The organism is Caldimonas sp. KR1-144, assembly GCF_049446155.1.
In the GTDB taxonomy this organism is placed as follows: domain Bacteria; phylum Pseudomonadota; class Gammaproteobacteria; order Burkholderiales; family Burkholderiaceae_C; genus Rivibacter.
In genome coordinates this window covers 269,881-295,507 of sequence record NZ_JBMSEE010000005.1, presented here as the reverse complement: position 1 = coordinate 295,507, position 25,627 = coordinate 269,881, and the positions used below count along the sequence as shown (strand labels likewise).

Below are 25,627 nucleotides of genomic sequence, written 5' to 3'. Positions count from 1 at the left end.
CGCGCTCAGCGCCCGTGGCACTGCTTGAACTTCTTGCCGCTGCCGCAGGGGCAAGGATCGTTGCGTCCGACCTTGGGCTCGGCGCGGCGCACGGTCTCCACGCGCAGCATGTCGGCGCGGGCGATGTCGGCCAGCTCGATCACGTTGCCGACCAGATCCTCGATCGCCGCGTCCAGGTTCTTGAGCGGATGCTCCTGCTGCAGCGCCTTGGTCTCGGCCTGCTCGTCCTCGTCCTGTTCGGGAAGATGGCGGCGCACGCAGGCCAGCAGGTCGGGCACGTCTTCGTGGCGAAGCGACTCGAGGCCCTGGAAATGGTTCAAGGCATGCTCGAAACCGATCACCCACGGCGCCAGCGCCGGCGCGATCGCTGCCTCGCCGCCCAGCGGCTGGCCGGCGTCGTCCTGCGGTTCCATGATCAACGGGTCGAACCAGCCCTCCTCGCGCATCTGGCGTTCCAGCGTCGCGTGGTGGCGCTTGAGCAGGGCGACCAGGCGCTCGTGCTTGGCGGCATGCCAGCCGGGGGCATCCGGCTCAAGCGGCACGGCGGCCGTCTCGCCGCCTTCGGGATCACCGAAGTTCCAGTCCAGCACCGGCGGCAGCCACGCTTCGATCGGCACGGCCGCGGGTTGGGCCAGGACACCGGCGAGATAGCCGTCGAGCATGACGACATCGAGCGCCTCCCGGGGTTTGGGAATGGCGGCCAGCAGGTCGTCGAGTTCGCCGATCTCGGCATCGGTCAGCGGCAAGGGGGCGGAGGAGGTACGGCTCATTCTTGAATTGTCCCCCGCGGCGCGAAAGCGAATGTCATCGGCCTCACGAAGCGGCAATGTCCGTGAACAATTAAGGGTTAACCCGGATCGTCGGTGACCCAAGTCCTAGGGTTTACCCTAGAATCACGGCATCAACACAAGGAGTCATCCATGAGCACTCTGTCGATCCGCGTCCCCCGCAACGCGGCGCCGCGCGGCGCCGACCCGCTCGCGGGCTTGTTTGTGGCCGCTTACACCTGGGCGAGCAACCGTCTGGTCGAGTACAAGGCGCATCGCGCCGAACGCACCGCCCAGCGCACCGCCTTCGCGCTGCGCCGCGCCGCCGAGGAACTGCAATGGTCGCAGCCCGGCTTCGCGTCGGACCTGCGTGCGGTGGCCGAGCGCTACGAGAACAGCCTGGACCGCTGACCAGCCGCGAGCTGTCGCCCGGCATGCCGGGCGACGTGAAAACGGCCGCCAGGGCAGATGCCCAGGCGGCCGTTGTTCTTTGGGACGCCGCGATCAGGCCGCGAGGCGCTGCTCGAGCTTCGCCTTGGTCGTCGTGAGTTCGGCCGGCAGGTGGTAGGCCAGCTGGCCGAAAAGCTCCTCGTGCAGCTTGAGTTCCTGCTGCCAGGCCGCCTTGTCGACGCCGATCACGCTGGCGAACTGCTCCTTGCCGAAGTCCAGGCCGGTCCAGGCCAGGTCTTCGTAGCGCGGGCTGATGCCGAACACGTTCTCTTCGCCGCCCGCCTGGCCCTCGACGCGCTCGAGCATCCACTTCAGCACGCGCATGTTGTCGCCGTAGCCGGGCCAGACGAACTTGCCATCGGCACCCTTGCGGAACCAGTTGACGCAGTAGATCTTGGGCAGCTTGGCGCCGGATGCCGCGAGCTTCTCGCCCAGCGCCAGCCAGTGGGCGAAGTAGTCGCTCATGTTGTAGCCCATGAACGGCAGCATCGCGAAGGGATCGCGCCGCACCACGCCTTGGGCCCCCGCGGCGGCGGCGGTGGTTTCGGAGCCCATCGTCGCGGCCATGTAGACGCCTTCGACCCAGTCGCGCGCCTCGGTGACCAGCGGCACGGTGGTCGAACGGCGCCCGCCGAAGATGAAGGCGTCGATCGGCACGCCGGCCGGGTTGTCCCAATTCTCGTCGAGCACCGGGTTGTTGGTCGCGGCCACCGTGAAGCGCGCGTTGGGATGCGCGGCCTTGGCGCCGGTTTCCTTGGCCAGCGCGGGCGTCCAGTCCTTGCCCTGCCAGTCGACCAGGTGCGCGGGCGGCGTCTCTGTCATGCCTTCCCACCAGACGTCACCGTCGTCGGTCAGCGCGACGTTCGTGAAGATCACGTCGCGCTTGAGCGAGGCCATGCAGTTGGCGTTGGTCTTGTCGTTGGTGCCCGGCGCGACGCCGAAGTAGCCGGCCTCGGGGTTGATCGCATACAGGCGGCCATCGGCGCCCGGCTTGATCCATGCGATGTCGTCGCCGATGGTCGTGACCTCCCAGCCGTCGAAGCCGGCCGGCGGGATCAGCATCGAGAAATTGGTCTTGCCGCAGGCGCTCGGGAACGCGGCCGCGACATGGTGCTTCTTGCCGTCGGGGCCCTTCACGCCCAGCAGCAGCATGTGCTCGGCGAGCCAGCCCTGGTCGCGGCCCATGGTCGAGGCGATGCGCAGCGCGAAGCACTTCTTGCCGAGCAGCGCGTTGCCGCCATAGCCCGAGCCATAGCTCCAGATCTCGCGCGTCTCGGGATAGTGGACGATGTACTTGGTGGCGTTGCAGGGCCAGGAGACATCTTTCTCGCCGGCGCCCAGCGGCTTGCCGACCGTGTGCATGCACGGCACAAAATCGCCGTCCGTGCCGAGCACGTCGATGACGGCCTGGCCCATGCGCGTCATCAGGCGCATGTTGACCGCGACGTAGGCGCTGTCGGAAAGCTCGACGCCGATGTGCGCGATCGGCGAGCCCAGCGGGCCCATCGAGAACGGCACGACGTACATCGTGCGGCCGCGCATGCAGCCCTTGAAGAGCGCGTTCTCGCCGGTCTGCAGCAAGGCGCGCATCTCGGCGGGGGCCGTCCAGTTGTTGGTCGGACCCGCGTCTTCCTTCTTCTCGGAACAGATGAAGGTGCGGTCCTCGACGCGCGCGACGTCGCTCGGATCGCTCCAGGCAAGGTAGCTGTTCGGGCGCTTGGCTTCGTTGAGCTTGCGGAAGGTGCCGGCCGCAACGAGCTGGGCGCACAAGCGGTCGTACTCCGCCTCGCTGCCATCGCACCAGTGGATGCGATCAGGCTCGGCCAGCGCCGCCATTTCGGCGACCCAGGCAATCAGGCGGGCGTTCTTCACATAGGCCGGTGCGTCGAGACGCAGACCTTCCATCACGGGGCGGTTCATCGGAAAGCTCCAAAGTTGGCGGAATCTCGCCGACGCCGCACGCGACGCCAGCGGCATTACGCCCGTCGCGCAGCCCTGAGAAACCAGTTTAAAAGTGTGACCCTGGCGTGACGACCGATGGTTATGCACTTTATGCATCGCACAATGCGCGAGGCAGTGAATGCGTGCGATCGGCGCACGCACCGGCCCCCGATGCCGGGGGCGAAGGCAAGCGGTAGACCCGCTCGCTAACATCGCCGCATGGTCTACCGCTCCCGTCGTCGCTGGTTGCAGGTCGCAGCCGCTTTCGCCGCCGCGCCGGCGAGCCCCTCCTGGTTGTCGGCGCAGCCGGCTCGGCCCGACAGCCGCATCGTCGTGGGCTGCGACGCCAACCTGGAGGCTTCGGGGCTGATCGCGTCGATTTCCCAGGTGATGGCGCGCGACACGGGCATCGTCGCCGCATGGCAGGCCGGACCGAGCGGCGCGCTGCTGCCGACGCTCGAGCGCGGCGAACTCCACGCCGCACTGACGGCCGCGCCCGACACCGAGGCGCTGCTCGAGCGTCAGGGCCTGGTCCACGATCGCCGCATCGTCGCCGTGACCGACCACGTGCTGGTCGGCCCGCCGCCGCGCAAGGCGACGAAGAAGCAGCCGGCCCGCGGCGATCCGGCCGGCGTTGCCGGCGGGCGCGACATCGCGACCGCGCTGGCGCGCATCGCCGAGGCCGGCGGTCGCCAGCAGGCGCTGTATTTCGCCCATGCCGACGCCGGCGCGAGCCGCGCGATCGAACAAGCGGCCTGGACGGCGTCCGGGCCGCAAGCCGTCGGCGAATGGCTTCGCACGGCGGCCGGCGGGCCGCTGTCGGCGTTGCGCGAGGCCAGCGCGGCCAAGGCCTACGCGCTCGTCGAGCGCGGCGTCTGGCTGGCGCATGGCAGCGGCACCGGGCTGGCCGTGCTGGTCGAAGGCGACGCGCGACTGGTCACGACCTATCGCGTGATGCGCGCCTTCCGTGCCGCCCATCCCGCCGGCAAGCTGTTCGTCAACTGGCTGAGCGGTTCGGCCGGCCAGCACGCGGTGGCGGGCTTCGGCCGCGGCTACCGCGGAGCGGCCTGATAGCGGCAGTCTCGTGACTATCGACATGCACCGACGGCGCACGCTGGCGTGCCGGCCTTGCCCTCGAAAGGAAGCGTGATGCCCCGTCTGCGCCGACACGTCGTCCTGTTGATCCTGAGCCTGGCACTGACCGGCGCCGCGCGTGCGCAGGACGTGGTGGTCTTCGCGGCCGCCAGCCTCGGCGACGTGCTGCAGGCCATCGCGCGCGAGGGCGGCTTCAACAACCTGCGCTTCTCCTTTGCCGCCAGCTCGACGCTCGCGCGCCAGATCGAGCAAGGTGCGCCAGCGCAGATCTTCATCAGCGCCGACGAGGCCTGGATGGACGCCGTCGAGCGCCGCGGCGCCGTGCTGCCCGGATCGCGCGTGGACCTGGCCACCAACCGGCTCGCGATCGTGCGCGCGGGCGCGCAGGAGCCCGCCGTGCCGCCCGAGACGGTCGACGCGGCGCGCGCGCTGCTGCTGCCGGTGCTGGCGATGCCCGATGCGCGCATCGCCACCGGCGACCCGGCCCACGTGCCCGCGGGCAAGTACGCCCAGGCCGCGCTGACCTCGCTCGGCCTGTGGGACGCCGCCGCGCCGCGACTCGCGCGCGCCGACAACGTGCGCTCGGCGCTCGCGCTGGTCGAGCGCGGCGAGGCGCCGCTGGGCATCGTCTACCGCACCGATGCACTGGCCTCGACGAAGGTGCAGGTCGCGGCCCTGCTCCCGGCCGCCAGCCATGCGCCGATCCGCTACCCGATGGCCTTGCTCAAGGGGGCCGGCGACGGCGCGCGGCGCTTCCATCGCCACCTGCAGACGCCCGCGGCGCAGGCGCTGCTGCGCGCCGCCGGCTTCGGGGCGCCATGACGGAGGTCGAGCGCGAGGCCTTGTGGCTCAGCCTGCGCGTCGCGGCCAGCGCGACGCTGTTGACGCTGCCGGTCGCGCTGGCATTGGCCTTGGCGCTCGCGCGCGGCCGCTGGCGCGGCAAGTCGCTGCTCGAAGCGCTGGTCAACCTGCCGCTGGTGCTGCCGCCGGTGGTGATCGGCTACGCGCTGTTGATCTCGTTCGGCCGCCAGGGTCCGCTCGGGCGCTGGCTGCACGAGGTGTTCGGCCTCACCTTCGTGTTCACCTTCCGCGGCGCCGTGCTCGCGGCCGCGGTGATGGCGCTGCCGCTGATGGTGCGGGCGATCCGCCAGGCCGTGGAGGCGGTCGACCGCGGCCTCGAGGACGCCGCGCGCACGCTCGGCGCAAGCCGGCTCGACGCCTTTGCCAGCGTGACCTTGCCGCTGACCGCTCCGGGGCTGCTGTCAGGCGCGGTGCTCGGCTTCGCGGCATCGCTGGGCGAGTTCGGCGCGACGATCACCTTCGTGTCCAACGTGCCGGGGCAGACGCAGACCTTGCCGCTGGCGATCTACAGCGCGCTGCAAAGCGCCGACGGCGATGCCGCCGCCGCGCGCCTGGTGCTGATCTCGGCCGTGCTCGCGTTCGCCGCGCTGGCGCTCGCGCAGTGGAGCCATCGCCGGCTGCGTCGCTGGATGGGCCAGGACGGCCACGCATGACGCTCGCGATCGACGTCACCGTGCAGCGTGGCGCGACCAGCGTCAGCGCGCGCGTCGACGTGCCCGCGCGCGGCGTCACCGCGCTGGTAGGCCGCAGCGGCGCCGGCAAGTCGAGCGTGCTGCTGGCCGCCTGCGGCCTGTTGCGGCCCAGCCGCGGCACGGTCACGCTCGACGGCACGCCGCTGTTCGACGCGCAGCGCGGCATCGACCAGCCGCCGCATGCGCGGCGCCTGGGCGTCGTGTTCCAGGACGGTCGCCTGTTCCCGCAGTGCTCGGTGCGCGCCAACCTGCTCTATGGCGAACGACGCGCGCCGGCGGGCGCCACCGGACCGCAGCTCGACGAGGTGGTCGAGCTGCTTGGCATCGCGGCGCTGCTCGATCGCCGGCCGCACCAGCTCTCCGGCGGCGAGCGCCAGCGCGTCGCGATCGGCCGCGCGCTGCTCGCGAGGCCGCGCGCGCTGCTGATGGACGAGCCGCTCGCCTCGCTCGACGCGCCGCGCCGCCACGAGCTGCTCGGTTATCTGGCCGCGCTGCCCTCGCGCCTGAACCTGCCCATCCTGTACGTCACGCACCAGATGGACGAGGTGATGCGCCTGGCCGACCGCCTGGTGCTGATGGCCGATGGCGCGGTCGCCGCCGCCGGGCCCGCGCTCGAGTTGATGAGCGATCTGACCCTGGGCCCGCTGGTCGGCCGCTTCGAGGCCGGCAGCGTGCTCGCCGGCACCGTGGTCGAGCAGCTCGCGGCGTGGCAGCTCAGTGCCGTCGAGGTCGCCGGCCAGCGCATCACCGTGCCGGCGTTGGCGGCACCGGTGGGCGCGACGGTGCGGCTGCGCGTGCGCGCGCGCGACGTCGCACTGCAACGCGAGGTGCTGGCCACGAGCGCGAGCAACCAGCTTCAAGGTCGCGTGCTGCGCGTGCTGCCGCGCGAGGCGCCTTACGCGGCGGTCGAGCTGGCGCTCTCGAACAGCGACCGGGCCGGCGCGCGGCTGTGGGCCCTGGTGACGCAGCGTTCGGTCGACACCTTGCAGATCCGGCCCGGCGATGCCATGGTGGCCAGCTTCAAGGCCGTGGCCGTCGAAGGACGCGCAGCGGCCGTGCACGACGAGGAGAAGGCCTGATGCGCGTACTGAGTGTCAACGTCGGCCGCGCGCGAACGCTGCTTGCCGGCGGGCGCCCGGTACAAAGCGCCATCGGCAAGCGCAGCGTCGAAGGCGACGTCGAGGTCAGGCCGCTGGGCCTGGTCGGCGACGAGCAGGCCGACCCGAGCGTGCACGGCGGCCTCGACAAGGCGGTCTACGCCTATCCCATGGAGCACTACGCGTTCTGGCAGACGGTGCGCGCTCAGGCGAAGCAGCAGCCGTGGAACGAGGCGCTGCCCCACGGCTTCATGGGCGAGAACCTCACGCTCGAAGGCCTGCTCGAGCCGCAGGTCTTCATCGGCGACGTGCTGCGCTTCGCGCACTGCGAACTCGCGGTGTCGGCGCCGCGCCAGCCGTGCTTCAAGTTCAACGCGGTGATGGGTTTCTCGCAGGCCGCCAAGCTGATGCTGCAGTCGGGCTTCTGCGGCTTCTATCTGGCGGTGCGCCAGCCGGGCCGCATCGCGGCGGGTGAGCCGTTCGAATGGATTCCAGGCCCGCGCGAAGTGAGCGTGAGCGAGATCTTCCGGTCGGTGATGGCGAAACACCGCTAGTTGCCGCGCTGCGTCGACAATCGCGCCATGCTCGCCTACCGACATGCCTTCCACGCGGGCAACCACGCCGACGTCCTCAAGCACGTGGTGCTGACCCAGGTGCTCGCGCACATGGGCCACAAGGACAAGCCCTACCGATTGATCGACACCCACGCCGGCGCCGGCGGCTATTCGCTCGGCAGCGCCGAGGCCAAGAAGAAGGGCGAGTTCGAGCAGGGCATCGCGCGCATCTGGACGCGCAAGGACGCGCCCGCCGCCGTGGCCGACTACCTGGCCTGCGTGCGCGCCTTCAATCCCGGCGGCGGTCTCGGCCGCTACCCCGGCTCGCCGGAGTTCGCGCGCCAGTTGCTGCGCCCGAGCGACGAACTGCGCCTGTTCGAGCTGCACCCGACCGACGTGCGCATCCTCGCGCAGCATCACGGCACGCGCCCGCACACCGAGGTGATCCACGGCGACGGCTTCGCCGGCCTGAAGAGCATGCTGCCGCCGCCATCGCGCCGCGGCGTCGTGCTGATGGACCCTTCCTATGAGCTCAAGAGCGACTACGCCAAGGTCGTCGGCGCGGTGCGCGAGGCGCTGCAACGCTTCGCCGAAGCGGTGATCGTGATCTGGTATCCGCAGGTCAATCGCCTCGAGTCGGCCGAGCTGCCGCGCCGGCTCAAGGCGATCGCGCCCAAGGGCTGGCTGCATGCGCGCCTCACGGTGCAGGCGCCCGACGCGCAGGGCTTCGGCCTGGCCGGCAGCGGCATGTTCGTGATCAATCCGCCGTGGACGCTGCATGCGTCCCTGAAGGACGCGCTGCCGTGGCTGCGTGATGCGCTGGCGCAGGTGGACAACGCATCGCACGTGCTCGAACAGAAGGCGGTATGAGCCAGGCGCCGCTCGAAGGCATCAAGGTCGTCGAGCTCGGCCAGCTCATTGCCGGGCCTTTTGCCGGCAAGACGCTGGGCGACTTCGGCGCCGAGGTGATCAAGGTCGAGCCGCCGGGCGGCGATCCGCTGCGGCAATGGCGAATGCTGCACGACGGCACCAGCGTGTGGTGGCAGGTGCAGTCGCGCAACAAGGCGAGCGTCGTGCTGGACCTGCGCACGCCCGAAGGCCGCGCCGATGCGCGCGCGCTGATCGACGAAGCCGACGTGCTGATCGAGAACTTCAAGCCCGGCACGATGGAAGCCTGGGGCCTGGGCTACGACGATCTCGCGAAGACCAACCCCGGCCTGGTGATGCTGCGCGTCAGCGGCTACGGCCAGGACGGTCCCTATCGTGACCGCCCCGGCTTCGCGGTCGTCGCCGAGGCGATGGGCGGCCTGCGCCACCTCAGCGGCGAGCCAGGACGCGTGCCGGTGCGCTGCGGCGTCAGCCTGGGCGACACGCTGGCGGCGCTGCACGGCGTGATCGGCGTGCTGCTGGCGCTGCAGGCGCGCGGCAGGAGCGTCGGCCCCGATGCACCGAAGGGCCGCGGCCAGGTGGTCGACGTCGCGCTCTACGAAGCCGTCTTCAACTGCATGGAAAGCCTGCTGCCCGAGTACAGCGCGTTCGGCGCGGTGCGCCAGCCGGCCGGCTCGGCGCTGCCGGGCATCGCGCCGAGCAACGCCTACCGCTGCGCCGACGGCATGGTCGTGATCGGCGGCAACGGCGACTCGATCTACCAGCGCCTGATGCGCGCGATCGGGCGCGAGGACCTCGCCGTCGATCCGGCGCTGGCAAGCAATGCCGGGCGCGTGGCGCGCGTCGACGAGATCGACGCGGCGATCACGCGCTGGACCGTCGAGCGGCCGGTGACCGAGGTCGTGAACGCGCTCTCGGCCGCGCAGGTGCCGGTGGGCCGCATCTACACCGCCCGTGACATCGCCGAGGACCCGCACTTCCGCGCGCGGCAGATGATCCAGCGCGTCGTCACCGCCGACGGCCTCGCGCTCGACGTGCCCGGCATCGTGCCCAAGCTCAGCGCCACGCCGGGTGCGATCCGCACGCTGGCGCCGCGCCTGGGCGAGCGCGAGCCGCCGGCCGTCATGCCGCCGTCACACGAATCCTGATCATGGGCAGGTTCTTCTAACGCGAGACGATCGATGGCCAAGGACTTCAGCACGATGGAAGACAGCAACCGCTCGGCCAATCCGAGCGTGCACGAGCTGTCGGACCCGGCACGCCGCGTGATCCTGCGCGGCGCGCTCGGCGCTGGCGCGATCGGCCTGATCGCGCCGCTCGCCGCGGGCTGCGCATCGGGCGGCAGCCCGGCATCCGGCCTCGGCCGCTCGATCGGCTTTGCCAGCGTGCCGATGCCCGCCACCGCGAGCGACACGCTGAGCGTGCCGCCGGGCTACACCGCGCGCGCGCTCTACCGCTGGGGCGACGCGGTCGGCGTGGCCGGCGCGATGCCCGAGTTCAAGCCCGATGCGTCGAACAGCGCCGCCGACCAGGCCGTGCAGGCCGGCATGCACCACGACGGCATGCACTTCTTTCCCATGCAGCCCGGCGACTCGCGTCGCGGCCTGCTGGTGATGAATCACGAGTACACCGACGATGGCCTGCTGCATGCCGACGGCATGGCGAACTGGAGTGCCGAGAAGGTCGCCAAGTCGATGGCGGCCCACGGCGTCTCGGTGGTCGAAATCGAGCGCGCATCGGGCGGCTGGCAGCTCGTGCGGCCGTCGCGCTACGCGCGTCGCATCACCGCGTCGACGCCGATGACCATCGCCGGCCCCGCCGCCGGCCACCCGATGCTGCGCACCGCGGCCGACCCCGGCGGCACGCGCGCGCTGGGCACCTTCAACAACTGCTCGCACGGCGTCACGCCCTGGGGCACCTACCTCGCCTGCGAGGAGAACTTCGCCTACTACTTCGAAGGCCCCGAACAGCCCGACGCGCACCAGCGTCGCTGGGGCCTCAAGAAGGGCAGCGGCTTCTACCGCTGGCACGAGCACGAGCAGCGCTTCGACGCGCGCGTCGAGCCCAATGAGTTCAACCGCTTCGGCTGGGTCGTCGAGATCGATCCCTTCGATCCCACCAGCACGCCGGTCAAGCGCACCGCGCTCGGCCGCGCCGCGCACGAGGGCGCGGCCTGCTCGCAGACCCGCGACGGCCGCGTCGTGGTCTACATGGGCGAGGACGCGCGCTTCGAGTACGTCTACAAGTTCGTTTCGCGCGATGCCGTCAAGCCCGGCGGCGCGGCCGCCAACCGCGAACTGCTCGACCACGGCACGCTCTACGTCGCGAAGTTCGAGGCCGACGGCAGCGGCCGCTGGCTGCCGCTGGTGCATGGCGAGGGCCCGCTGACCGCGGCCAACGGCTTCGCGTCGCAAGGCGAGGTGCTGGTCAAGAGTCGACAGGCCAGCGACCTGCTGGGTGCGACCAAGATGGACCGCCCCGAGTGGACCGCCGTCGACCCGATCAGCCGCGAGGTCTACGTCACGCTGACCAACAACAGCGCGCGCGGCGCCGCCGGCCAGCCCGGCGTCGATGCCGCCAACCCGCGTGCCAGCAATACGATGGGCCAGATCCTGCGCTGGCGCGAGGACGGCGACCTCGACGCGACGCGCTTCGCATGGACCCACTTCGTGCTCGCCGGCGATGCGGCCAACGAGCGCGCCGAGGCCCGCGGCAACGTCAAGGGCGACACGTTCGGCAGCCCCGACGGTATCTGGGTCGACCCGCGCGGCGTGCTGTGGATCCAGACCGACGTGTCCACGTCGACGCTCGGCAAGGGCGACTACGCGCGCCTGCCCAACAACCAGATGCTGGCTTGCGACCCGACGCAAGGCGTCGTGCGCCGCTTCCTGGTCGGCCCGGCCGGCTGCGAGGTCACCGGCGTGATCACGACGCCCGACCTGCGCACGATGTTCGTCAACATCCAGCATCCGGGCGAAAGCCCGAGTGAGCGCAGCGACCCGGCGCAGCCCGCGCGCTACTCGCGCTGGCCCGACGGCGGCCGCCCGCGCTCGGCAACGGTGGTGATCACGAAGGACGACGGCGGCGTGATCGGGACCTGATCCGCGTCAGGGCACGGGTGCTCGCTGCAGGTCGCGAAACGCCGCGAACAACCATGAGCGCATGCCGATCACCAGCGTGAACGGCCGCTTGAGCTCGGCCGGCAGCTTCTGGTCGGCCAGGTGCTGCTGCGCGAAGTCCTGCGCCAGCCGGGTGAGCCGCTCGTTGAACAGCGCCGCGTGCGCTCGCCCGACCTGGCCATGCACCAGCAGCAGCAGGTCGCCCTCGCCGTCGAAGCCGCCATTGAAATAGTCGGGCACGACCTGCTCGCGGAAGTAGCGCATCACCGGGCCGTCGGGCCGCCAGCGAAAGGTCTTGGCCACTTTGATGCGATAGCGGTTGAGCGGGCGCAGCTCGATCACGCCGAGCCGGTCGAGGCGGGCCATCAGGCGCACGCCCTCGGCCTCGGTGATGCGATAGGTCGCCAGGATCTGCTCGAAGGTCCACTGGCTCAGGCAGCTGATCGCGAACAGCAGCAGCTTGCGGTCGGCCACCATCGCGCGCTCCTGCTCGAGCGTGAGTTCGGATCGCTGCGGCTGCGCGTCGGCGATGCGGCGCGCCAGTTCGGCGAAGTCCATCTTCAGCACGCCCAGCACCTGGTCGATGCGCGACAGCGGCATGTCGCCCTTGGCAAACATGCGCTTCACGCTCGATTCGGCCAGGCCCAGCTTCGGCGCCAGCGCGGCGTAGGTGATGCGCGCCGACTTGAGCTCGGCTTTCAACGCATCGACGAGATCGGCGGTGGTGCTCATGCCGCCATGCTAGGCCATCAAGTACCGAATATTGGTACCAGACAGCCCGAGAGACGCCTCCTCGTACAGCGACGTTGAACCGAAGGCGATGCGCATCGACCATGCGCGCCGTGTTCGACAGCCCAAGGGGCATGCGATGGAATCGAAGGGTTCAATGCGTCGGGCTCCGGGGCTTACTCGCCGGCACCTGCTGTGTTGCGGCGCGGCGCTGGCCGGCGGCCTGTTCACCGGCCTGGCGGCGCAAGAGACCGAGGCGCCAGCGCTCGGCAGTGCGGCACGCGCGTTGGTGCACGAGGCGCTGCACGGCCTCGACGCCACGCAGCTGTGGGACGCACACGCCCACTTGCTGGGCACCGGCGATTCCGGCTCGGGGTGCCGGGTCCATCCCGCGATGCAGCAGTGGTGGCATCCGCTCGAATGGACGCGCCGGCGCGCCATCCTCGCCGCGTCGGGCGTGGCGCCCGAGGCGGCGTCGGTCGACCGCGCCTTTGTCGAGCGTTTGAACACGCTGGCTGCCGACTTTCCGGTCGGCGCGCGCTGGCTGCTGTTCGCGTTCGAACGCGCGCACGACGACGCCGGGCGGCCACGCGACGCCTGGTCCACCTTCCACGTGCCCAATGTCTACGCCGCCGCGGTGGCGCGCTCGGCACCGCAGCGCTTCGGCTGGGTCGCCTCGGTGCACCCCTACCGCGACGACGCGCTCGAAGCACTGAACGCGGCGCTGGCCGACGGCGCGATGGCGGTGAAGTGGCTGCCCAGCGCCATGAACATCAACCCGCTCGACGCGCGTTGCCGCCCCTACTACGCACGGCTTGCGCGCACCGGCGTGCCGCTGGTCGTGCATTGCGGCGAGGAGAAGGCCGTGCCGGGCGCGCATCGCGAGGCCTTCGGCAATCCGCTGCTGATGCGCGCGCCGCTCGAAGCCGGCGTGCGCGTGGTCGTCGCGCATGCGGCCTCGCTCGGCGAAGCGCTCGACACCGACCGCCGATCGGCGCCGGCCGTGCCCGCGTTCTCGCTGTTCGCGCGGCTGATGGACGAGCCGGCCTGGCGCGACCGCCTGCTGGCCGACGTGTCCGCCGTGCTGCAGGTCAACCGCAGCGCCGCGGTCGCGCGCACGCTGCTGCGGCGCGACGATTGGCACGCGCGGCTGCTGCATGGCTCAGACCATCCACTGCCCGGCGTGACGGCGCTCGTCTCGCCGCTGCAGCTCGCGGCGCGCGGGCTGATCGACGCGGCCGACATCGCACCGCTGCGCGAGATCCGCGCACGCAATCCGCTGCTCTTCGACCTGGTGCTCAAGCGCCGCGTGCGCGACGGCGCGGCAGGATTCGCGCCGGCCGTGTTCGCCACGTCACGCCACTTCGACAGCGCCTCGTCTACAGTCGCCGACGGTTCGGCCCCCTGGAGGAGATCCATCGCATGAGTGCCATTCAGAAGCACGACCGCCTCGGCGATCGCGCGCCGCACGACGCGCACCCGAACCAGTTCGCGCTGCTGCGCGAACGCCGCTTCGCGCCCTTCTTCTGGACCCAGTTCCTCGGCGCCGGCAACGACAACCTGTTCAAGTTCGCGTTCACGGTGCTGGTGACCTACCAGCTCGACGTGAGCTGGCTGCCGCCCGCGCTGGCGGGCCTCGCGATCGGCGCGCTGTTCATCCTGCCGTTCCTGCTGTTCTCGGCCACCTCCGGCCAGCTGGCCGACAAGTTCGACAAGACGCGCGTGATCCAGCTCGTGAAGTCGCTGGAGATCGCGATCATGCTCGTCGCCGGCGCGGGCTTCTGGTTCGCCCACGTGCCGCTGCTGCTGGCGTGCGTGTTCCTGATGGGCCTGCACTCCACGCTGTTCGGCCCGGTCAAGTTCGCCTACATGCCGCAGCACCTGAGCGAACGCGAGCTGACCGGCGGCAACGGCATGGTCGAGATGGGCACCTTCGTCGCGATCCTGCTCGGCCAGGTGGCCGGCGGGCTGCTGATCGCCGTGCCCGGGGTGGGGCCGCACTACGTGGCCTTCGCGTGCCTGGCGCTCGCGGTGCTCGGGCGCGCGAGCGCTCAGTTCGTGCCGCCGTCGCCATCGACCGACCCGGGCCTGCGCATCAACTGGAACCCCGTCTCGGAGACGTGGCGCAACCTGAGGCTGGCGCACGGCCAGTTGGCCGTGTTCCGCTCGCTGCTGGGCATCTCGTGGATGTGGTTCTTCGGCGCGGTATTCCTGTCGATGTTCCCCGCCTTCGCGAAGGACGTGCTGGGCGGCAACGAGCAGGTCGCGTCGCTGCTGCTCGTCGTGTTCTCGGTTGGCATCGGCACCGGCTCGCTGCTGTGCGAGACGCTCAGCCGGCGCCACGTCGAGATCGGCCTCGTGCCGTTCGGCGCGATCGGCATGAGCGTGTTCGCCATCGACCTCTACCTCGCGACGCGCGGCCTCACGCCGGCCGCCGGCGTCGGCGCGGCGGCGTTCGTGCAGTCGGCGGCGCACTGGCGCGTGATGGCGGATCTCGGGCTGCTGGCGTTGTTCGCCGGGCTGTACAGCGTGCCGATGTACGCGCTGATCCAGCTGCGCGCGCAGCCGACGCATCGCGCGCGCATCATCGCGGCCAACAACATCCTCAACGCGCTGTTCATGATCGCCAGCGCCGTGATGGCCGGCGCGCTGCTGAAGGCCGGCTTCACGATTCCGCAGATCTTCCTCGTCACCGGCGTGCTCAACGCGCTGGTCGCGGCCTACATCTTCCTGCTGGTGCCAGAGTACCTGCTGCGCTTCCTGGCGCTGATCGTCTCGCGCCTGATGTACCGCTTTCGCGTGGCCGGCGACGAGCACATCCCGACCGAAGGCCCCGCGCTGCTGGTGTGCAACCACGTGAGCTTCGTCGATCCGATCCTGCTTATGGCGGCCAGCCCGCGGCCGATCCGCTTCGTCATGGACCACCGCATCTTCGCGACGCCGGTGCTGGGCTGGATCTTCCGGCTCGCGAAGGCGATTCCGATCGCGCCGCAGAGCGAAGACGCCCAGACCTACGAGCGCGCGTTCGCCGAGGCGCGCCGCGCGCTCGACGAGGGCGAGCTGCTGCTCGTCTTTCCCGAAGGCGCGATCACGCGCGACGGCGCGCTGCAGCCCTTCAAGGGCGGCGTGATGAAGATCCTCGAGACGCACCCGGTGCCGGTCGTGCCGCTGGCGCTGACCAACCTGTGGGGCTCGTTCTTCTCGCGCGCGGGCGGTGCGGCGATGACGCAGCCGTTTCGCCGCGGCTTGTGGTCGCGCGTGGGGCTGCGCGCCGAGCCGGCGCTGGCGCCCCAGCAGGTGACGCCGCAGGCGCTGCAGGCGCGCGTGCAGTCGGTGATCGACGCCGGCGTGCCGGGCTGAGGTTCCGGGCTGAAGTTCCGGGCTGAACGCCGAAACGCCGGCGCTCAGACGCCGCGCGCGCGGTCCGCGGCGAACTGGCGGCGATAGGCCTCGAAGCGGCCTTCGTCGAGTGCCTGGCGCACCTCGCGCATCAGGTTCAGGTAGTAGTGCAGGTTGTGGATGCTGGTGAGCATCGGCCCCAGCATTTCGCCGCAGCGGTCGAGGTGGTGCAGGTAGGCGCGGCTGAAGTTCGCACACGTGTAGCAAGCACAACTCTCGTCGAGCGGCCGCTCGTCGGTCTTGTGGCGCGCGTTGCGGATCTTCAGGTCGCCGAAGCGCGTGAACAGGTGGCCGTTGCGGGCATTGCGCGTGGGCATCACGCAGTCGAACAAGTCAACGCCCTGCGCCACGCCTTCGACCAGGTCTTCCGGCGTGCCCACGCCCATCAGGTAGCGCGGCTTGTGCGAAGGCAGCCGGTGAGGCGTGTGCGCCATGATGCGCAGCATCTCCTCCTTGGGCTCGCCGACGCTCACTCCGCCGATCGCGTAGCCGGGCAGGTCCATCGCCACCAGCGCGTCGAGCGAGGCCTCGCGCAGGTGCTCGAACATGCCGCCTTGCACGATGCCGAACAGCGCGTTGGGGTTTTGCAGCCGCTCGAATTCCGCGCGGCAGCGCTGCGCCCAGCGCAGGCTGAGCTCCATCGACGCGCGCGCTTCCTTCTCGGTCGTGACATGGCCCTTGGTCTCGTAGGGCGTGCATTCGTCGAACTGCATGACGATGTCGGAGTTCAACACCGTCTGGATCTGCATCGAGATCTCGGGCGTGAGGAAGAGCTTGTCGCCGTTGACCGGTGACGCGAACTTCACGCCCTCCTCGCTGATCTTGCGCATCTCGCCCAGGCTCCAGACCTGAAAGCCGCCGCTGTCGGTGAGGATGGGCCGGCTCCAGCCCTCGAAGCGATGCAGGCCGCCGAACTGGCGCATCACGTCCAGGCCCGGGCGCATCCACAGGTGGAAGGTGTTGCCGAGGATGATCTGCGCGCCCATCTCGTCGAGCGAGCGCGGCATCACGCCCTTGACCGTGCCGTAGGTGCCCACCGGCATGAAGATCGGCGTCTCGACGACGCCGTGGTTGAGCGCGAGGCGGCCGCGCCGGGCCAGGCCTTCGGTCTTGAGCAGTTCGAATCGGAGCATGGCGCGATTGTCGCCAGCCCGGCACACGTGGCTTTGCATGTCTTTGCGCCTGCGAATCATTCTCACTTAGAATCGCGGCCCGCATGCCGACGGACCGGCAGGCAGATTCGATGAGCCGCCCCGCCTTCGCCCCCCTCGACCCGCACCCGGCCGCGCTGGCGCTGCCGCGCCAACGCCACCCGGCGCTGATGCTCGCCATCGTCGCCGGGCACGCGGCGCTCGTGGCCGCGCTGGTCCTGGCGGTGAACCGCATCCCGGCGGTCGCGGCACCGGTCAAGACCTTCGTCGCGCTGCTGCCGGCGCCCGAGCTGCCGCGTCCGCCCGATCCGCCCCAGCAGCCGCCCCAGCCGCGCAAGACCGTGCGTGCGGTCGCAGCGCCGACGCCGCCGCAGGCCCAGGTGCCGCCGCCCGAAGTCACCATCGCCGAGGCGCCGCCGCCGCCGATCGCCGTCGAGGTCGCGCCGCCCGCGCCAGCCCCGGCGCCGCCGCCCGCTCCACCCGCCGAGCCCGCGCCGGCCGCGCCGCGTGTGCTGCCGGTCACGGCGGTTCGCTACCTGGTGCCGCCGGCGCCGACCTACCCGCTGCTGTCCAAGCGGATGAACGAGGTCGGCACGGTCGTCGTGAAGATCCTGGTCGACGAGAAGGGCCGCCCGCGCGACGCGCTGGTGGCCGAGAGCTCCGGCTTCGCCCGCCTCGACGAGGCGGCGCGCCTGGCCGCGCTGGCTGCGCGCTTCGTGCCTTACGTCGAGCAAGGCGTGGCCCATGCCGTGTGGGTGCTCGCGCCGATCCAGTTCAGCCTCGGGCGCAGCTCGTGACGCGCGCCCGATCGTCCATTCCCGCGCCCAGCGCGTCCCCGCCAGCCCGCTTCAAGGCCGCCGCGCGCGGCCTTCGTCTTGCGCCAGCCACGGACCGGCCCGGCTTCCATCCGAGACCTTTCCTGGAGAGCAAGACGACATGACGAAGAAGAAGCAATCCCGTCGATCCGAGGCGCGCCGCGCCTTGCTGCCCCTGGGCGCGCTGGCCGCCGGCTTCGGACTCGCGCACGCCGCGTGGGCCCAGCAGACCGCCACGCCGCCGGCCACGGCCGCGAGCGATCCCGCGCCGGTGATGCCGCAAGTCGTCGTCAAGGGCGAGGCCGAGCCGCAGGGCAAGGAGGCCTACCAGGCGACGACCACGCGCATCGGCCGCGGCAAGCAGGAACTGCGCGACGTGCCGCAGTCGCTGACGGTCATCAACGAGAAGCTGATGGACGACACCAATGCCGACACGCTGCGCGGCGCGCTGCACCGCGCAGTGGGCATCAGCTTCGAAGCCGGCGAAGGCGGCGGCATCGGTGACCTGATCCGCCTGCGCGGCTTCTCCGCGCGCGGCGACATCTACCAGGACGGCATCCGCGACATCGCGCAGTACAACCGCGACACCTTCAACCAGGACCGCGTCGAGATCCTGCGCGGCGCGGCCTCGATGCTGTTCGGCCGCGGCTCGACCGGCGGCGTGATCAACCAGGTCAGCAAGCAGCCGTTCCTGATGTCGCAAAGCGAGGTGGCCTTCACCGCGGGCACCGACGACTACTACCGCCTGACCGGCGACTTCAACATCAAGACCGGCGACGACGCGGCGCTGCGCATCAACGCGATGCGCACCGACGCGCACAGTTTCCGCAACGGCCCCGAGACGCACCGCACCGGCATCGCGCCGACCTTCCGCTGGGGCATCGGTACCAGCGACGAGTTCTCGGTGGGCCTCTATCACCTCGAGTACGACGACGTGCCCGACTACGGCTTCGGCTGGGTCAACGGCCGGCCGGTCGAGCGGGCCCGCGAGCACTGGTACGGCTTCGAGTCCGACTACCAGAAGGACCAGGCGACCTACGGCACCTTCTCGTGGCTGCACCGCTTCGAAGGCGGCACCGAGTGGCGCACCATCGTGCGCGACGGCCACTACAAGCGCGACCTGTGGGCCACCACGGCACGCGCGGCGGTCGCTGCCGGCGCCTCGCTCGACGACGCCACGCCGGTCAACTTCGGCAACCAGACGCGCGCCGCGAAGGACCATCACCAGTTCGTGCAGAGCGACGTGAACGGCCGCGCGAACTGGTTCGGGCTGGCGCACCAGTTCACCGTGGGCGCCGACTTCTCGAACGAGGACACCACCACCTACAGCTACAGCGGCACGCCGGCCAAGCCCGCCTCGACCTTCGGCCGGCCCGGCCCGTTCGTGCGGGTCGACGACACGCGCACCAAGGCCCCCAGCGTCGACTTCACCTCGCGCAACGTCGGCGTCTATGCGCAAGACACGCTGCAGGTCGCGCCGGCCTGGAAGATCGTCGCCGGCGTGCGCTACGACGCCAGCAAGGGCGAGTACACGAACCTCGACAGCGCGTTCCCGATCTCGTGGGACCGCACCGACGAGCTGCTCAGCGGACGCCTGGGCGTGCTGTGGCAGCCGAGCGCGAGCTCCTCCTACTACGCGTCGTGGGGCACCTCGTACAACACGACCGGCGACCTCTACCAGTTCGGCGTCTCCACCAATCCGCCCGCCGACTGGGCCGCGGCGAACTGCGGCGGCACGGTCGACCAGGCCTGCCGCGTCGCCTACGGCAACTACAGCGCCCAGCTGAGCGCCAACACGCCGCCCGAGAAGAGCCGCAACTTCGAGATCGGCGCCAAGTGGGACGCGCTCGACGGCGCGCTGTCGCTGCGCACCGCGATCTTCCGCACCGAGAAGACCAACGAGCGCAACACCGACGTCGACACCGCCAACCAGTCCTACCTGCTCAACGGCAAGCGCCACACCGACGGCATCGAGATCGAAGGCGCCGGCCGCGTGACGCCGGACCTCGAGGTCTTCGGCGGCTTCGCCTACATGCGCGGACGCATCGACGCCGCCGCGCCCTCGGTGGCCGGCACCGCGAACGACACCACGGGCCTCGAACCCGGCCTGACGCCGCGGCGCACCGGCAACCTCTGGGTCGCGTACCGCATCGCGCCGCAATGGCGCCTGGGCATCGGCGCCGACGGCATGAGCTCGCGCAAGCCGGCGCAGGCCGAGACCTCGCCGAACACCGCGCCCGGCTACGTCAAGTTCGACGGCATGGTCGAGTACGTGCACGAGCGCTATGCGCTGCGCCTGAACCTGTTCAACCTGTTCGACAAGAACTACGCCGACGGCATCTATCGCGGCCACACGGTGCCGGGCCTGGCGCGCGCGGCGCAGTTGACCGCGACCGCGACGTTCTGACCCGCCGACGGGGCCGATCATGCTGCTGCACGTTCCGAACATCCTGACCGGCCACGCGCTCCACAAAGCGCAGGCGTTGCTCTCGCAAGCGCCGTGGAGCGACGGCCGGGTGACCGCCGGCAGCCAGTCGACCCAGGTCAAGAACAACCAGCAGCTGGCCGAGGACCATCCGCTCACCGCGCAGCTGCAGGAGATCGTGATGGAGGCGCTGGCCGGCAGCGCGCTGTTCTTCGCGGCCGCCCTGCCGAAGAAGATCTTCCCGCCGCTGTTCAACCGCTACGCCGGCGCGGCCAATGCGTTCGGCAACCACATCGACAACGCGGTGCGCACGATCAAGCACGGGCCGCATCGCGGCACGCACGTGCGCACCGACGTCTCCTGCACGCTGTTCCTCGCCGAGCCCTCGAGCTACGACGGCGGCGAGCTGGTCGTCGAGGACACCTTCGGTTCGCAGCGCATCAAGCTCGCGGCTGGGGACCTGGTGCTCTATCCCGGCACCAGCGTGCACCGCGTCGAGCCGGTGACGCGCGGCGCGCGGCTGGCGAGCTTCTTCTGGATCGAGAGCATGGTGCGCAGCGACGAGCAGCGCCGCCTGCTCTACGAGATGGACATGAACCTCGTCGCGCTGCGCGAGCAGCTTGGCGACACGCCGGAACTGGTTGCGCTGACCGGCACTTATCACAACCTGCTGCGCCAGTGGGCCGACGCCTGAGGCGCGTCAAGGTCAGCGACCGCGCTCGAGCCCGACGATCCAGTGCACGAGCCGCCGCGCGTCCGCCTCGCTGATCGCCACGCGGTTGGGCGGCATCGCGAGCCCGCTGGCCTGCCCCTTCCAGTGGCTGTCGTAGGGGTTGGATCCGCTCATCACGGTCGCCGTCAGCCGCGCCTCGGCCTCGGGCTGGCCGCGGTACTTGGCCGACACGTCGCGCCATGCCGGGCCCACCGGCGGCAGGCCGTCGGGGCCCTTGGCGCCGCGCTCGACATGGTGGCAGCTCATGCAGCCGCTGCTGCTGGCCAGCTTGAGCATTGCGGCATCCTCGCTGGCGGCCAGTGCCGAGGCCAGTGGCAGTGCGGCGCCGGCAGCCAGCAGGATTCGGCGCAGATGAAGGCGATGGGTCATGTGAAGCTCCTGACGTGGTGAAGATGTCGATCGTCAGGGTCACGATATGAAGGCGCCGCCATGTGCCGTTGACGCCGGTCAAGCACCGGCTGATGAGTCACAGGCTGGCACAGCGAAGGACTGCGCCGCCATGTTGTCTTCGCAACGTTTGCTCCAGGCTGGCGCAGCTGGGCGCGACGTCAGCGCGGTGCGCGCTCGAGCAGCATCGCGTCGCCGTAGCTGAAGAAGCGGTAGCGCTCGCGCACCGCATGCGCGTACAGCGCGCGGATGCGCTCGTAGCCCGCGAAGGCGCTGACCAGCATCATCAGCGTGCTCTTCGGCAGGTGGAAGTTGGTCACCAGTCGGTCGACGACGCGGAACTCGAAGCCGGGCGTGATGAAGATGTCGGTCTCGCGCGCGCCGGCAGCGAGCGCGCCGCCGCGTGCCGCCGATTCGAGCGCGCGCAGCGTCGTCGTGCCGACCGCGACGATGCGCCCGCCCGCGGCGCGGGTACGCGCGATCGCCTCCACGGTGGCCGCCGGCACGTCGAAACACTCGCTGTGCATGCGGTGCTCGGCGAGCCGCTCGACGCGCACCGGCTGGAAGGTGCCCGCGCCGACGTGCAGCGTCACCTCGGCGCGCGCGATGCCGCGTGCGGCAAGCGCTGCGAGCAGCGCCTCGTCGAAATGCAGCGCCGCGGTCGGCGCGGCGACCGCGCCCGGCTTGGCGGCGAACACGGTCTGGTAGCGCCTCGCGTCGTCGGCTTCGTCGGCGTGGGTGATGTATGGCGGCAGCGGCACATGGCCGCAGCGTTCGAGCAGCGCGAAGGGATCGGACGGAAAGCGCAGGTGGAACAGCGCGTCGTCCGGGCCGCAGCGGCCCAGCACCTCGGCATCGAAGGCGTGGGCTTCGTCGTCGCCGAAACGCACCAGCGCGCCGGGCTTCGGCGACTTGCTCGCGCGCAGGTGGGCCCAGACCTCGTGCGTGCCGGCAAGCACGCGCTCGATCAGCGCCTCGACCGCGCCGCCCGAGGCCTTGCGGCCATACAGCCGCGCCTTGATCACCTTGGTGTCGTTGAACACCAGCAGGTCGCCGGGCCCGAGCAGCGCGGGCAGCTCGCGGAAGACACGGTCGACCGGTTCGGGCCCGCGGCCGTCGAGCAGGCGCGAGGCGCTGCGTTCGGGCGCGGGATGCTGGGCAATCAGTTCGGGCGGCAGCGCGAAGTCGAAGTCGGCCGTCGTCCAGTCTCGGGAAACGGTGGGAAGCGATGTCATGACACGCAGGCTTGACCGGCCTGGAGGGTGAATGAGGCATGCGGGCGCGGCCGAGGCCGCAGGCAGAATTGTTCCATGCCGCCCGACGCCAGCGCCGAGCCGACCCTCAAGCCCAAAGCCGCCGCGCCCGCGAAGTCGGCGCCGCAGCGCGCGATGGAAAAGCTCGGCCTCGTGCGCGACATCGACCTCGCGCTGCACTTGCCGCTGCGCTACGAAGACGAGACGCGCGTGACGCCGATCGCGCAGGCACGCCCGGGCGAGAGCGTGCAGGTCGAGGGCACGGTGCGCGACAGCCGCGTCGAGTTCCGACCGCGTCGCCAGCTCGTCGTGCGCATCGAAGACGATGCCGGCGACGAACTGGTGCTGCGCTTCCTGCACTTCTATCCCTCGCACCAGAAGACGCTCGCGATCGGCGCGCGCGTGCGCGTGCGCGGCGAGCCGCGCGGCGGGTTCTTCGGGCTGGAGATGGTGCACCCCAGCTTCAAGGCCGTGCACGAGGACACGCCGCTGGCCGCGACGCTGACGCCGGTCTATCCGGCCAGCGCGCAGCTGCCGCAGGCCTATCTGCGCAAGGCGATCGAGGGCGCCTTCTCGCGCGCGCCGCTGGCCGAGCTGCTGCCGCCGGGCACCGTGCCGGCGGGCCTGCCGTCGCTGAAGGAGGCGCTGTCGGTGCTGCACCACCCGCCGCCTGCCGCGAGCCTCGCAGCGCTGGAGGACCACAGCCATCCGGCCTGGCAGCGGCTCAAGTTCGAGGAGCTGCTCGCGCAGCAGCTGTCGCAGCAGCAAGCGCAGTTCGAGCGCGCCAAGCTGCGCGCGCCGGCGCTGCGCGCGGCGACCGGCGGCCTGCACGAGAAGCTGCTCGCGGCCTTGCCGTTCACGCTGACCGGCGCGCAGCACCGCGTCGCCGAGGAGATCGCGCGCGATCTCGCCAGGCCCGCGCCGATGCACCGCCTGCTGCAAGGCGACGTCGGCTCGGGCAAGACCGTGGTCGCCGCGCTCGCGGCCGCGGTCGCGATCGACGCCGGCTGGCAGTGCGCGCTGATGGCGCCGACCGAGATCCTGGCCGAGCAGCACTTCCGCAAGCTGGTCGGCTGGCTCGAGCCGCTGGGCATCGGCGTCGCGTGGCTCACCGGCAGCGTCAAGGGCAAGGCGCGCGCGAAGATGCTCGAGCGCGTGGCCTCGGGCGAGGCTGGCCTCGTGGTGGGCACGCATGCGGTGATCGAGGACACCGTGCAGTTTCGCCAGCTGGGGCTCGCGATCGTCGACGAGCAGCACCGCTTCGGCGTGCAGCAGCGCCTGGAGCTGCGCCGCAAGCTCGGGCGCGCCGGGCTCGAGCCGCACCTCTTGATGATGAGCGCGACGCCGATCCCGCGTACGCTGGCGATGACCTACTTCGCCGATCTCGAGGTCAGCACGATCGACGAGCTGCCGCCCGGGCGCACGCCGGTGGTCACCAAGCTGTTCGCCGACCACCGCCGCGACGAGGTGATCGCGCGCATCCGCGACGAGGTCGCGCGCGGCCGCCAGGTCTACTGGGTCTGCCCGCTGATCGAGGAGAGCGAATCGCTCGATTTGCGCAACGCCACCGAGACGCACCAGCAGCTGTGTGCGGCGCTGCCCGACCAGATGGTGGGCCTGTTGCACGGGCGCATGCCGGCGGCCGAGAAGGCCGCGGCGATGAGCCTGTTCGCGGGCGGCCAGATGAGCGTGCTGGTCGCCACCACGGTGATCGAGGTCGGCGTCGACGTGCCGAACGCGAGCCTGATGGTGATCGAGCATGCCGAGCGCTTCGGCCTCTCGCAGCTGCACCAGCTGCGCGGGCGCGTCGGCCGCGGCGCCGCGGCGAGCGTGTGCGTGCTGCTCTACACCGCGCCGCTGTCGCCCACCGGCAAGGACCGCCTGCGCGCGATGGCCGAGACCACCGACGGCTTCGAGATCGCGCGCCGCGACCTGGAGATTCGCGGTCCGGGCGAGTTCATGGGCGCGCGGCAGTCGGGCTCGGCGCTGCTGCGCTTCGCCGATCTGGCCGAGGACAACGCGCTGCTGATGCAGGCGAGGCGCGTCGCGCCCGCGCTGCTCGCGCAGCATCCGGCCGCGGCGCGCGCGCACATCGAGCGCTGGCTGGGCGGCAAGCAGGAGTACCTGAAGGCATGACGACCTCCCCTTGGACCGATGCGTGGGAGCGCGCACGACCGATCGCGACCGACTGGTCGTCGCCGCCGCCGCAGGCGCCGCTGGCCAGCCTGCGGATCCTCGACCTCTCGCGCCTGCTGCCGGGCCCGATGGCCTGCCGCTACCTCGCCGATCTTGGCGCGCAGGTGCTGAAGATCGAGCCGCCCATGGCCGGCGGTACGCCGGGCGACGACGCAGCCGGCATGGGCCCGCGCCACGGCGAGACCTCGGCCTTCTATCAGGTGGTCAACGCCGGCAAGCGCCGCCTCGCGCTGGATCTCAAGCGCGAGTCCGACCTCGCCTCGCTGCGCGCGCTGGTGGCCGAGGCGCATGCGGTCGTCGAAGGCTTTCGCCCCGGCGTGATGGAGCGGCTCGGCCTCGGCTACGCGGCGCTCGCGGCGATCAATCCGCGCATCGTGCTCGCCAGCATCAGCGGCTACGGCCAGGACGGGCCGCTGCGCCTGGCGGCCGGCCACGACATCAACTACCTCTCGCTCGCCGGCGTGATCGACCAGACCCGCGCGGCCGACGGCACGCCCGCGATCTGCCACCTGCAGATCGCCGACCTGCTCGGCGGCGCGCAGAGCGCGGCCATCGGCACGCTCGCCGGCATCGTCGGCGGCCTCACGCGCGGGCGCGGCGGCTGGGTCGACGTCTCGATGACCGACGCGGTGCGCCAGCACCTGGTGTTCGCCGGCATCGACGCGCTGCTCGCCGATCCGGCGCCGGCGCCCGGTGCCTCGCTGCTCGACGGCGGCGTTGCCTGCTACCAGCTCTACCGCTGCGCCGACGGCGCCTGGCTCGCGGTCGGTGCGCTCGAGCTGAAGTTCTGGCAGGCGCTGTGCGACGCGCTCGGGCAAGCCGCCTGGCGATCGCGCCACTGGAGCCTGGGCGAGGCCCCCGGCAGCGCCGCGGCGCGCCAGCTGATCGGCGAGGTCGCGGCCCACTTCGCGGCCGCGCCGCGCGACGCCTGGCTGGCCCGACTGGCCGCGGCCGACTGCTGCGTCACGCCCGTGCTCGACGCGGCCACCGCCCTGTTCGGTGCGGGCGGCGCGGATGCGGGCGAAGGCCTGCGCCGGCTCGCCGGCCCGGCCCTGCGCTGGCGCAGCTGAAGGCT

At 71.0% G+C, this 25,627-nt stretch carries 22 protein-coding genes; 16 read left to right on the top strand and 6 right to left on the bottom strand.

Annotated elements, in window-relative coordinates:
* Positions 1-5 precede the first annotated feature (5 nt).
* The gene (locus tag ACO2TI_RS14190; protein WP_423285194.1) at positions 6-770 is read right to left on the bottom strand and encodes a UPF0149 family protein; all 765 of its coding nucleotides are present in this window, start codon (positions 768-770) and stop codon (positions 6-8) included.
* 150 nt (positions 771-920) lie between these two features.
* On the opposite strand from ACO2TI_RS14190, the gene ACO2TI_RS14185 reads away from it, so the two are divergent.
* Entirely contained in the window at positions 921-1,178 is a 258-nt protein-coding gene (locus ACO2TI_RS14185) for a hypothetical protein (RefSeq protein WP_423285192.1), read from the top strand.
* A gap of 93 nt (positions 1,179-1,271) precedes the next feature.
* Here ACO2TI_RS14185 and ACO2TI_RS14180 read toward each other — a convergent pair whose 3' ends face one another.
* Entirely contained in the window at positions 1,272-3,137 is a 1,866-nt protein-coding gene (locus ACO2TI_RS14180) for a phosphoenolpyruvate carboxykinase (GTP) (RefSeq protein WP_423285190.1), read from the bottom strand.
* Positions 3,138-3,377: 240 nt separating this feature from the next.
* On the opposite strand from ACO2TI_RS14180, the gene ACO2TI_RS14175 reads away from it, so the two are divergent.
* The 8 genes from ACO2TI_RS14175 (at position 3,378) to ACO2TI_RS14140 (ending at position 11,446) form a co-directional block, all read left to right on the top strand.
* Complete coding sequence (locus tag ACO2TI_RS14175; protein WP_423285188.1) at positions 3,378-4,229, top strand: substrate-binding domain-containing protein; 852 nt, start codon at positions 3,378-3,380, stop codon at positions 4,227-4,229.
* A 78-nt stretch (positions 4,230-4,307) separates the two neighbouring features.
* Positions 4,308-5,075: a molybdate ABC transporter substrate-binding protein gene (gene modA / locus ACO2TI_RS14170; protein ID WP_423285186.1), complete on the top strand. Its 768-nt coding sequence runs from the start codon at positions 4,308-4,310 to the stop codon at positions 5,073-5,075.
* Positions 5,072-5,767 carry a molybdate ABC transporter permease subunit gene (modB, locus tag ACO2TI_RS14165; RefSeq protein ID WP_423285184.1) on the top strand — a complete coding sequence of 232 codons (696 nt, stop codon included), beginning with the start codon at positions 5,072-5,074 and terminating at the stop codon, positions 5,765-5,767. The genes modA and modB overlap by 4 nt, the downstream gene beginning before the upstream one ends.
* On the top strand, positions 5,764-6,885 hold the full coding sequence (modC, locus tag ACO2TI_RS14160) for a molybdenum ABC transporter ATP-binding protein (RefSeq protein ID WP_423285182.1): 1,122 nt from the start codon (positions 5,764-5,766) through the stop codon (positions 6,883-6,885). Before modB ends, modC begins: the two co-directional genes overlap by 4 nt.
* Positions 6,885-7,457, top strand: a complete 573-nt coding sequence (locus ACO2TI_RS14155; protein ID WP_423285180.1) for an MOSC domain-containing protein — start codon at positions 6,885-6,887, stop codon at positions 7,455-7,457. Before modC ends, ACO2TI_RS14155 begins: the two co-directional genes overlap by 1 nt.
* Before the next feature lie 27 nt (positions 7,458-7,484).
* Complete coding sequence (locus ACO2TI_RS14150; protein ID WP_423285178.1) at positions 7,485-8,327, top strand: 23S rRNA (adenine(2030)-N(6))-methyltransferase RlmJ; 843 nt, start codon at positions 7,485-7,487, stop codon at positions 8,325-8,327.
* Positions 8,324-9,493: a CaiB/BaiF CoA transferase family protein gene (locus ACO2TI_RS14145; protein ID WP_423285176.1), complete on the top strand. Its 1,170-nt coding sequence runs from the start codon at positions 8,324-8,326 to the stop codon at positions 9,491-9,493. The genes ACO2TI_RS14150 and ACO2TI_RS14145 overlap by 4 nt, the downstream gene beginning before the upstream one ends.
* A 33-nt stretch (positions 9,494-9,526) precedes the next feature.
* A complete protein-coding gene (locus tag ACO2TI_RS14140) occupies positions 9,527-11,446 on the top strand; it encodes a PhoX family protein (protein WP_423285174.1) in 1,920 nt (639 codons plus the stop codon).
* A gap of 6 nt (positions 11,447-11,452) precedes the next feature.
* Here the strand turns inward: ACO2TI_RS14140 and ACO2TI_RS14135 are convergent, their stop codons facing one another.
* The gene (locus ACO2TI_RS14135; protein WP_423285172.1) at positions 11,453-12,196 is read right to left on the bottom strand and encodes an XRE family transcriptional regulator; all 744 of its coding nucleotides are present in this window, start codon (positions 12,194-12,196) and stop codon (positions 11,453-11,455) included.
* A 154-nt stretch (positions 12,197-12,350) separates the two neighbouring features.
* Here ACO2TI_RS14135 and ACO2TI_RS14130 point away from each other — a divergent pair, with 154 nt between their 5' ends.
* Positions 12,351-13,619: an amidohydrolase family protein gene (locus ACO2TI_RS14130; RefSeq protein ID WP_423285170.1), complete on the top strand. Its 1,269-nt coding sequence runs from the start codon at positions 12,351-12,353 to the stop codon at positions 13,617-13,619.
* On the top strand, positions 13,616-15,553 hold the full coding sequence (locus tag ACO2TI_RS14125; protein WP_423285168.1) for an MFS transporter: 1,938 nt from the start codon (positions 13,616-13,618) through the stop codon (positions 15,551-15,553). Before ACO2TI_RS14130 ends, ACO2TI_RS14125 begins: the two co-directional genes overlap by 4 nt.
* 44 nt (positions 15,554-15,597) lie before the next feature.
* On the opposite strand, the gene tgt is transcribed toward ACO2TI_RS14125, so the two are convergent.
* Entirely contained in the window at positions 15,598-16,725 is a 1,128-nt protein-coding gene (gene tgt / locus ACO2TI_RS14120) for a tRNA guanosine(34) transglycosylase Tgt (RefSeq protein WP_423285166.1), read from the bottom strand.
* 110 nt (positions 16,726-16,835) lie between these two features.
* On the opposite strand from tgt, the gene ACO2TI_RS14115 reads away from it, so the two are divergent.
* The 3 genes from ACO2TI_RS14115 to ACO2TI_RS14105 all read left to right on the top strand — a co-directional run bounded on the left by ACO2TI_RS14115 (position 16,836) and on the right by ACO2TI_RS14105 (position 20,677).
* Positions 16,836-17,540 (top strand): energy transducer TonB, encoded by a 705-nt coding sequence (locus ACO2TI_RS14115; RefSeq protein ID WP_423285164.1) that lies wholly within the window; start codon positions 16,836-16,838, stop codon positions 17,538-17,540.
* A gap of 139 nt (positions 17,541-17,679) precedes the next feature.
* Positions 17,680-19,965, top strand: coding sequence for a TonB-dependent receptor (locus ACO2TI_RS14110; protein ID WP_423285162.1), 2,286 nt, complete (start codon positions 17,680-17,682; stop codon positions 19,963-19,965).
* 19 nt (positions 19,966-19,984) lie between these two features.
* Positions 19,985-20,677, top strand: coding sequence for a Fe2+-dependent dioxygenase (locus ACO2TI_RS14105; RefSeq protein WP_423285160.1), 693 nt, complete (start codon positions 19,985-19,987; stop codon positions 20,675-20,677).
* A 12-nt stretch (positions 20,678-20,689) separates the two neighbouring features.
* Here the strand turns inward: ACO2TI_RS14105 and ACO2TI_RS14100 are convergent, their stop codons facing one another.
* Positions 20,690-21,085, bottom strand: a complete 396-nt coding sequence (locus ACO2TI_RS14100) for a c-type cytochrome (RefSeq protein ID WP_423285158.1) — start codon at positions 21,083-21,085, stop codon at positions 20,690-20,692.
* A gap of 179 nt (positions 21,086-21,264) precedes the next feature.
* Positions 21,265-22,338, bottom strand: coding sequence for a tRNA preQ1(34) S-adenosylmethionine ribosyltransferase-isomerase QueA (gene queA / locus ACO2TI_RS14095; RefSeq protein WP_423285157.1), 1,074 nt, complete (start codon positions 22,336-22,338; stop codon positions 21,265-21,267).
* 75 nt (positions 22,339-22,413) lie between these two features.
* Between queA and recG the strand changes: the two genes are divergently transcribed.
* Together recG and ACO2TI_RS14085 are read left to right on the top strand one after the other, a co-directional pair.
* Entirely contained in the window at positions 22,414-24,492 is a 2,079-nt protein-coding gene (recG, locus tag ACO2TI_RS14090) for an ATP-dependent DNA helicase RecG (protein WP_423285155.1), read from the top strand.
* Positions 24,489-25,622, top strand: a complete 1,134-nt coding sequence (locus ACO2TI_RS14085) for a CaiB/BaiF CoA transferase family protein (protein WP_423285153.1) — start codon at positions 24,489-24,491, stop codon at positions 25,620-25,622. Before recG ends, ACO2TI_RS14085 begins: the two co-directional genes overlap by 4 nt.
* Positions 25,623-25,627: the final 5 nt, after the last annotated feature.

Excerpts from the sequence above, each read along its gene's own strand:
- ACO2TI_RS14190 (WP_423285194.1), bottom strand. The coding sequence starts at position 770 with ATGAGCCGTACCTCCTCCGCCCCCTTGCCGCTGACCGATGCCGAGATC.
- ACO2TI_RS14185 (WP_423285192.1), top strand. The coding sequence starts at position 921 with ATGAGCACTCTGTCGATCCGCGTCCCCCGCAACGCGGCGCCGCGCGGC.
- ACO2TI_RS14180 (WP_423285190.1), bottom strand. The coding sequence starts at position 3,137 with ATGAACCGCCCCGTGATGGAAGGTCTGCGTCTCGACGCACCGGCCTAT.
- ACO2TI_RS14175 (WP_423285188.1), top strand. The coding sequence starts at position 3,378 with ATGGTCTACCGCTCCCGTCGTCGCTGGTTGCAGGTCGCAGCCGCTTTC.
- modA (WP_423285186.1), top strand. The coding sequence starts at position 4,308 with ATGCCCCGTCTGCGCCGACACGTCGTCCTGTTGATCCTGAGCCTGGCA.
- modB (WP_423285184.1), top strand. The coding sequence starts at position 5,072 with ATGACGGAGGTCGAGCGCGAGGCCTTGTGGCTCAGCCTGCGCGTCGCG.
- modC (WP_423285182.1), top strand. The coding sequence starts at position 5,764 with ATGACGCTCGCGATCGACGTCACCGTGCAGCGTGGCGCGACCAGCGTC.
- ACO2TI_RS14155 (WP_423285180.1), top strand. The coding sequence starts at position 6,885 with ATGCGCGTACTGAGTGTCAACGTCGGCCGCGCGCGAACGCTGCTTGCC.
- ACO2TI_RS14150 (WP_423285178.1), top strand. The coding sequence starts at position 7,485 with ATGCTCGCCTACCGACATGCCTTCCACGCGGGCAACCACGCCGACGTC.
- ACO2TI_RS14145 (WP_423285176.1), top strand. The coding sequence starts at position 8,324 with ATGAGCCAGGCGCCGCTCGAAGGCATCAAGGTCGTCGAGCTCGGCCAG.
- ACO2TI_RS14140 (WP_423285174.1), top strand. The coding sequence starts at position 9,527 with ATGGCCAAGGACTTCAGCACGATGGAAGACAGCAACCGCTCGGCCAAT.
- ACO2TI_RS14135 (WP_423285172.1), bottom strand. The coding sequence starts at position 12,196 with ATGAGCACCACCGCCGATCTCGTCGATGCGTTGAAAGCCGAGCTCAAG.
- ACO2TI_RS14130 (WP_423285170.1), top strand. The coding sequence starts at position 12,351 with ATGCGTCGGGCTCCGGGGCTTACTCGCCGGCACCTGCTGTGTTGCGGC.
- ACO2TI_RS14125 (WP_423285168.1), top strand. The coding sequence starts at position 13,616 with ATGAGTGCCATTCAGAAGCACGACCGCCTCGGCGATCGCGCGCCGCAC.
- tgt (WP_423285166.1), bottom strand. The coding sequence starts at position 16,725 with ATGCTCCGATTCGAACTGCTCAAGACCGAAGGCCTGGCCCGGCGCGGC.
- ACO2TI_RS14115 (WP_423285164.1), top strand. The coding sequence starts at position 16,836 with ATGAGCCGCCCCGCCTTCGCCCCCCTCGACCCGCACCCGGCCGCGCTG.
- ACO2TI_RS14110 (WP_423285162.1), top strand. The coding sequence starts at position 17,680 with ATGACGAAGAAGAAGCAATCCCGTCGATCCGAGGCGCGCCGCGCCTTG.
- ACO2TI_RS14105 (WP_423285160.1), top strand. The coding sequence starts at position 19,985 with ATGCTGCTGCACGTTCCGAACATCCTGACCGGCCACGCGCTCCACAAA.
- ACO2TI_RS14100 (WP_423285158.1), bottom strand. The coding sequence starts at position 21,085 with ATGACCCATCGCCTTCATCTGCGCCGAATCCTGCTGGCTGCCGGCGCC.
- queA (WP_423285157.1), bottom strand. The coding sequence starts at position 22,338 with ATGACATCGCTTCCCACCGTTTCCCGAGACTGGACGACGGCCGACTTC.
- recG (WP_423285155.1), top strand. The coding sequence starts at position 22,414 with ATGCCGCCCGACGCCAGCGCCGAGCCGACCCTCAAGCCCAAAGCCGCC.
- ACO2TI_RS14085 (WP_423285153.1), top strand. The coding sequence starts at position 24,489 with ATGACGACCTCCCCTTGGACCGATGCGTGGGAGCGCGCACGACCGATC.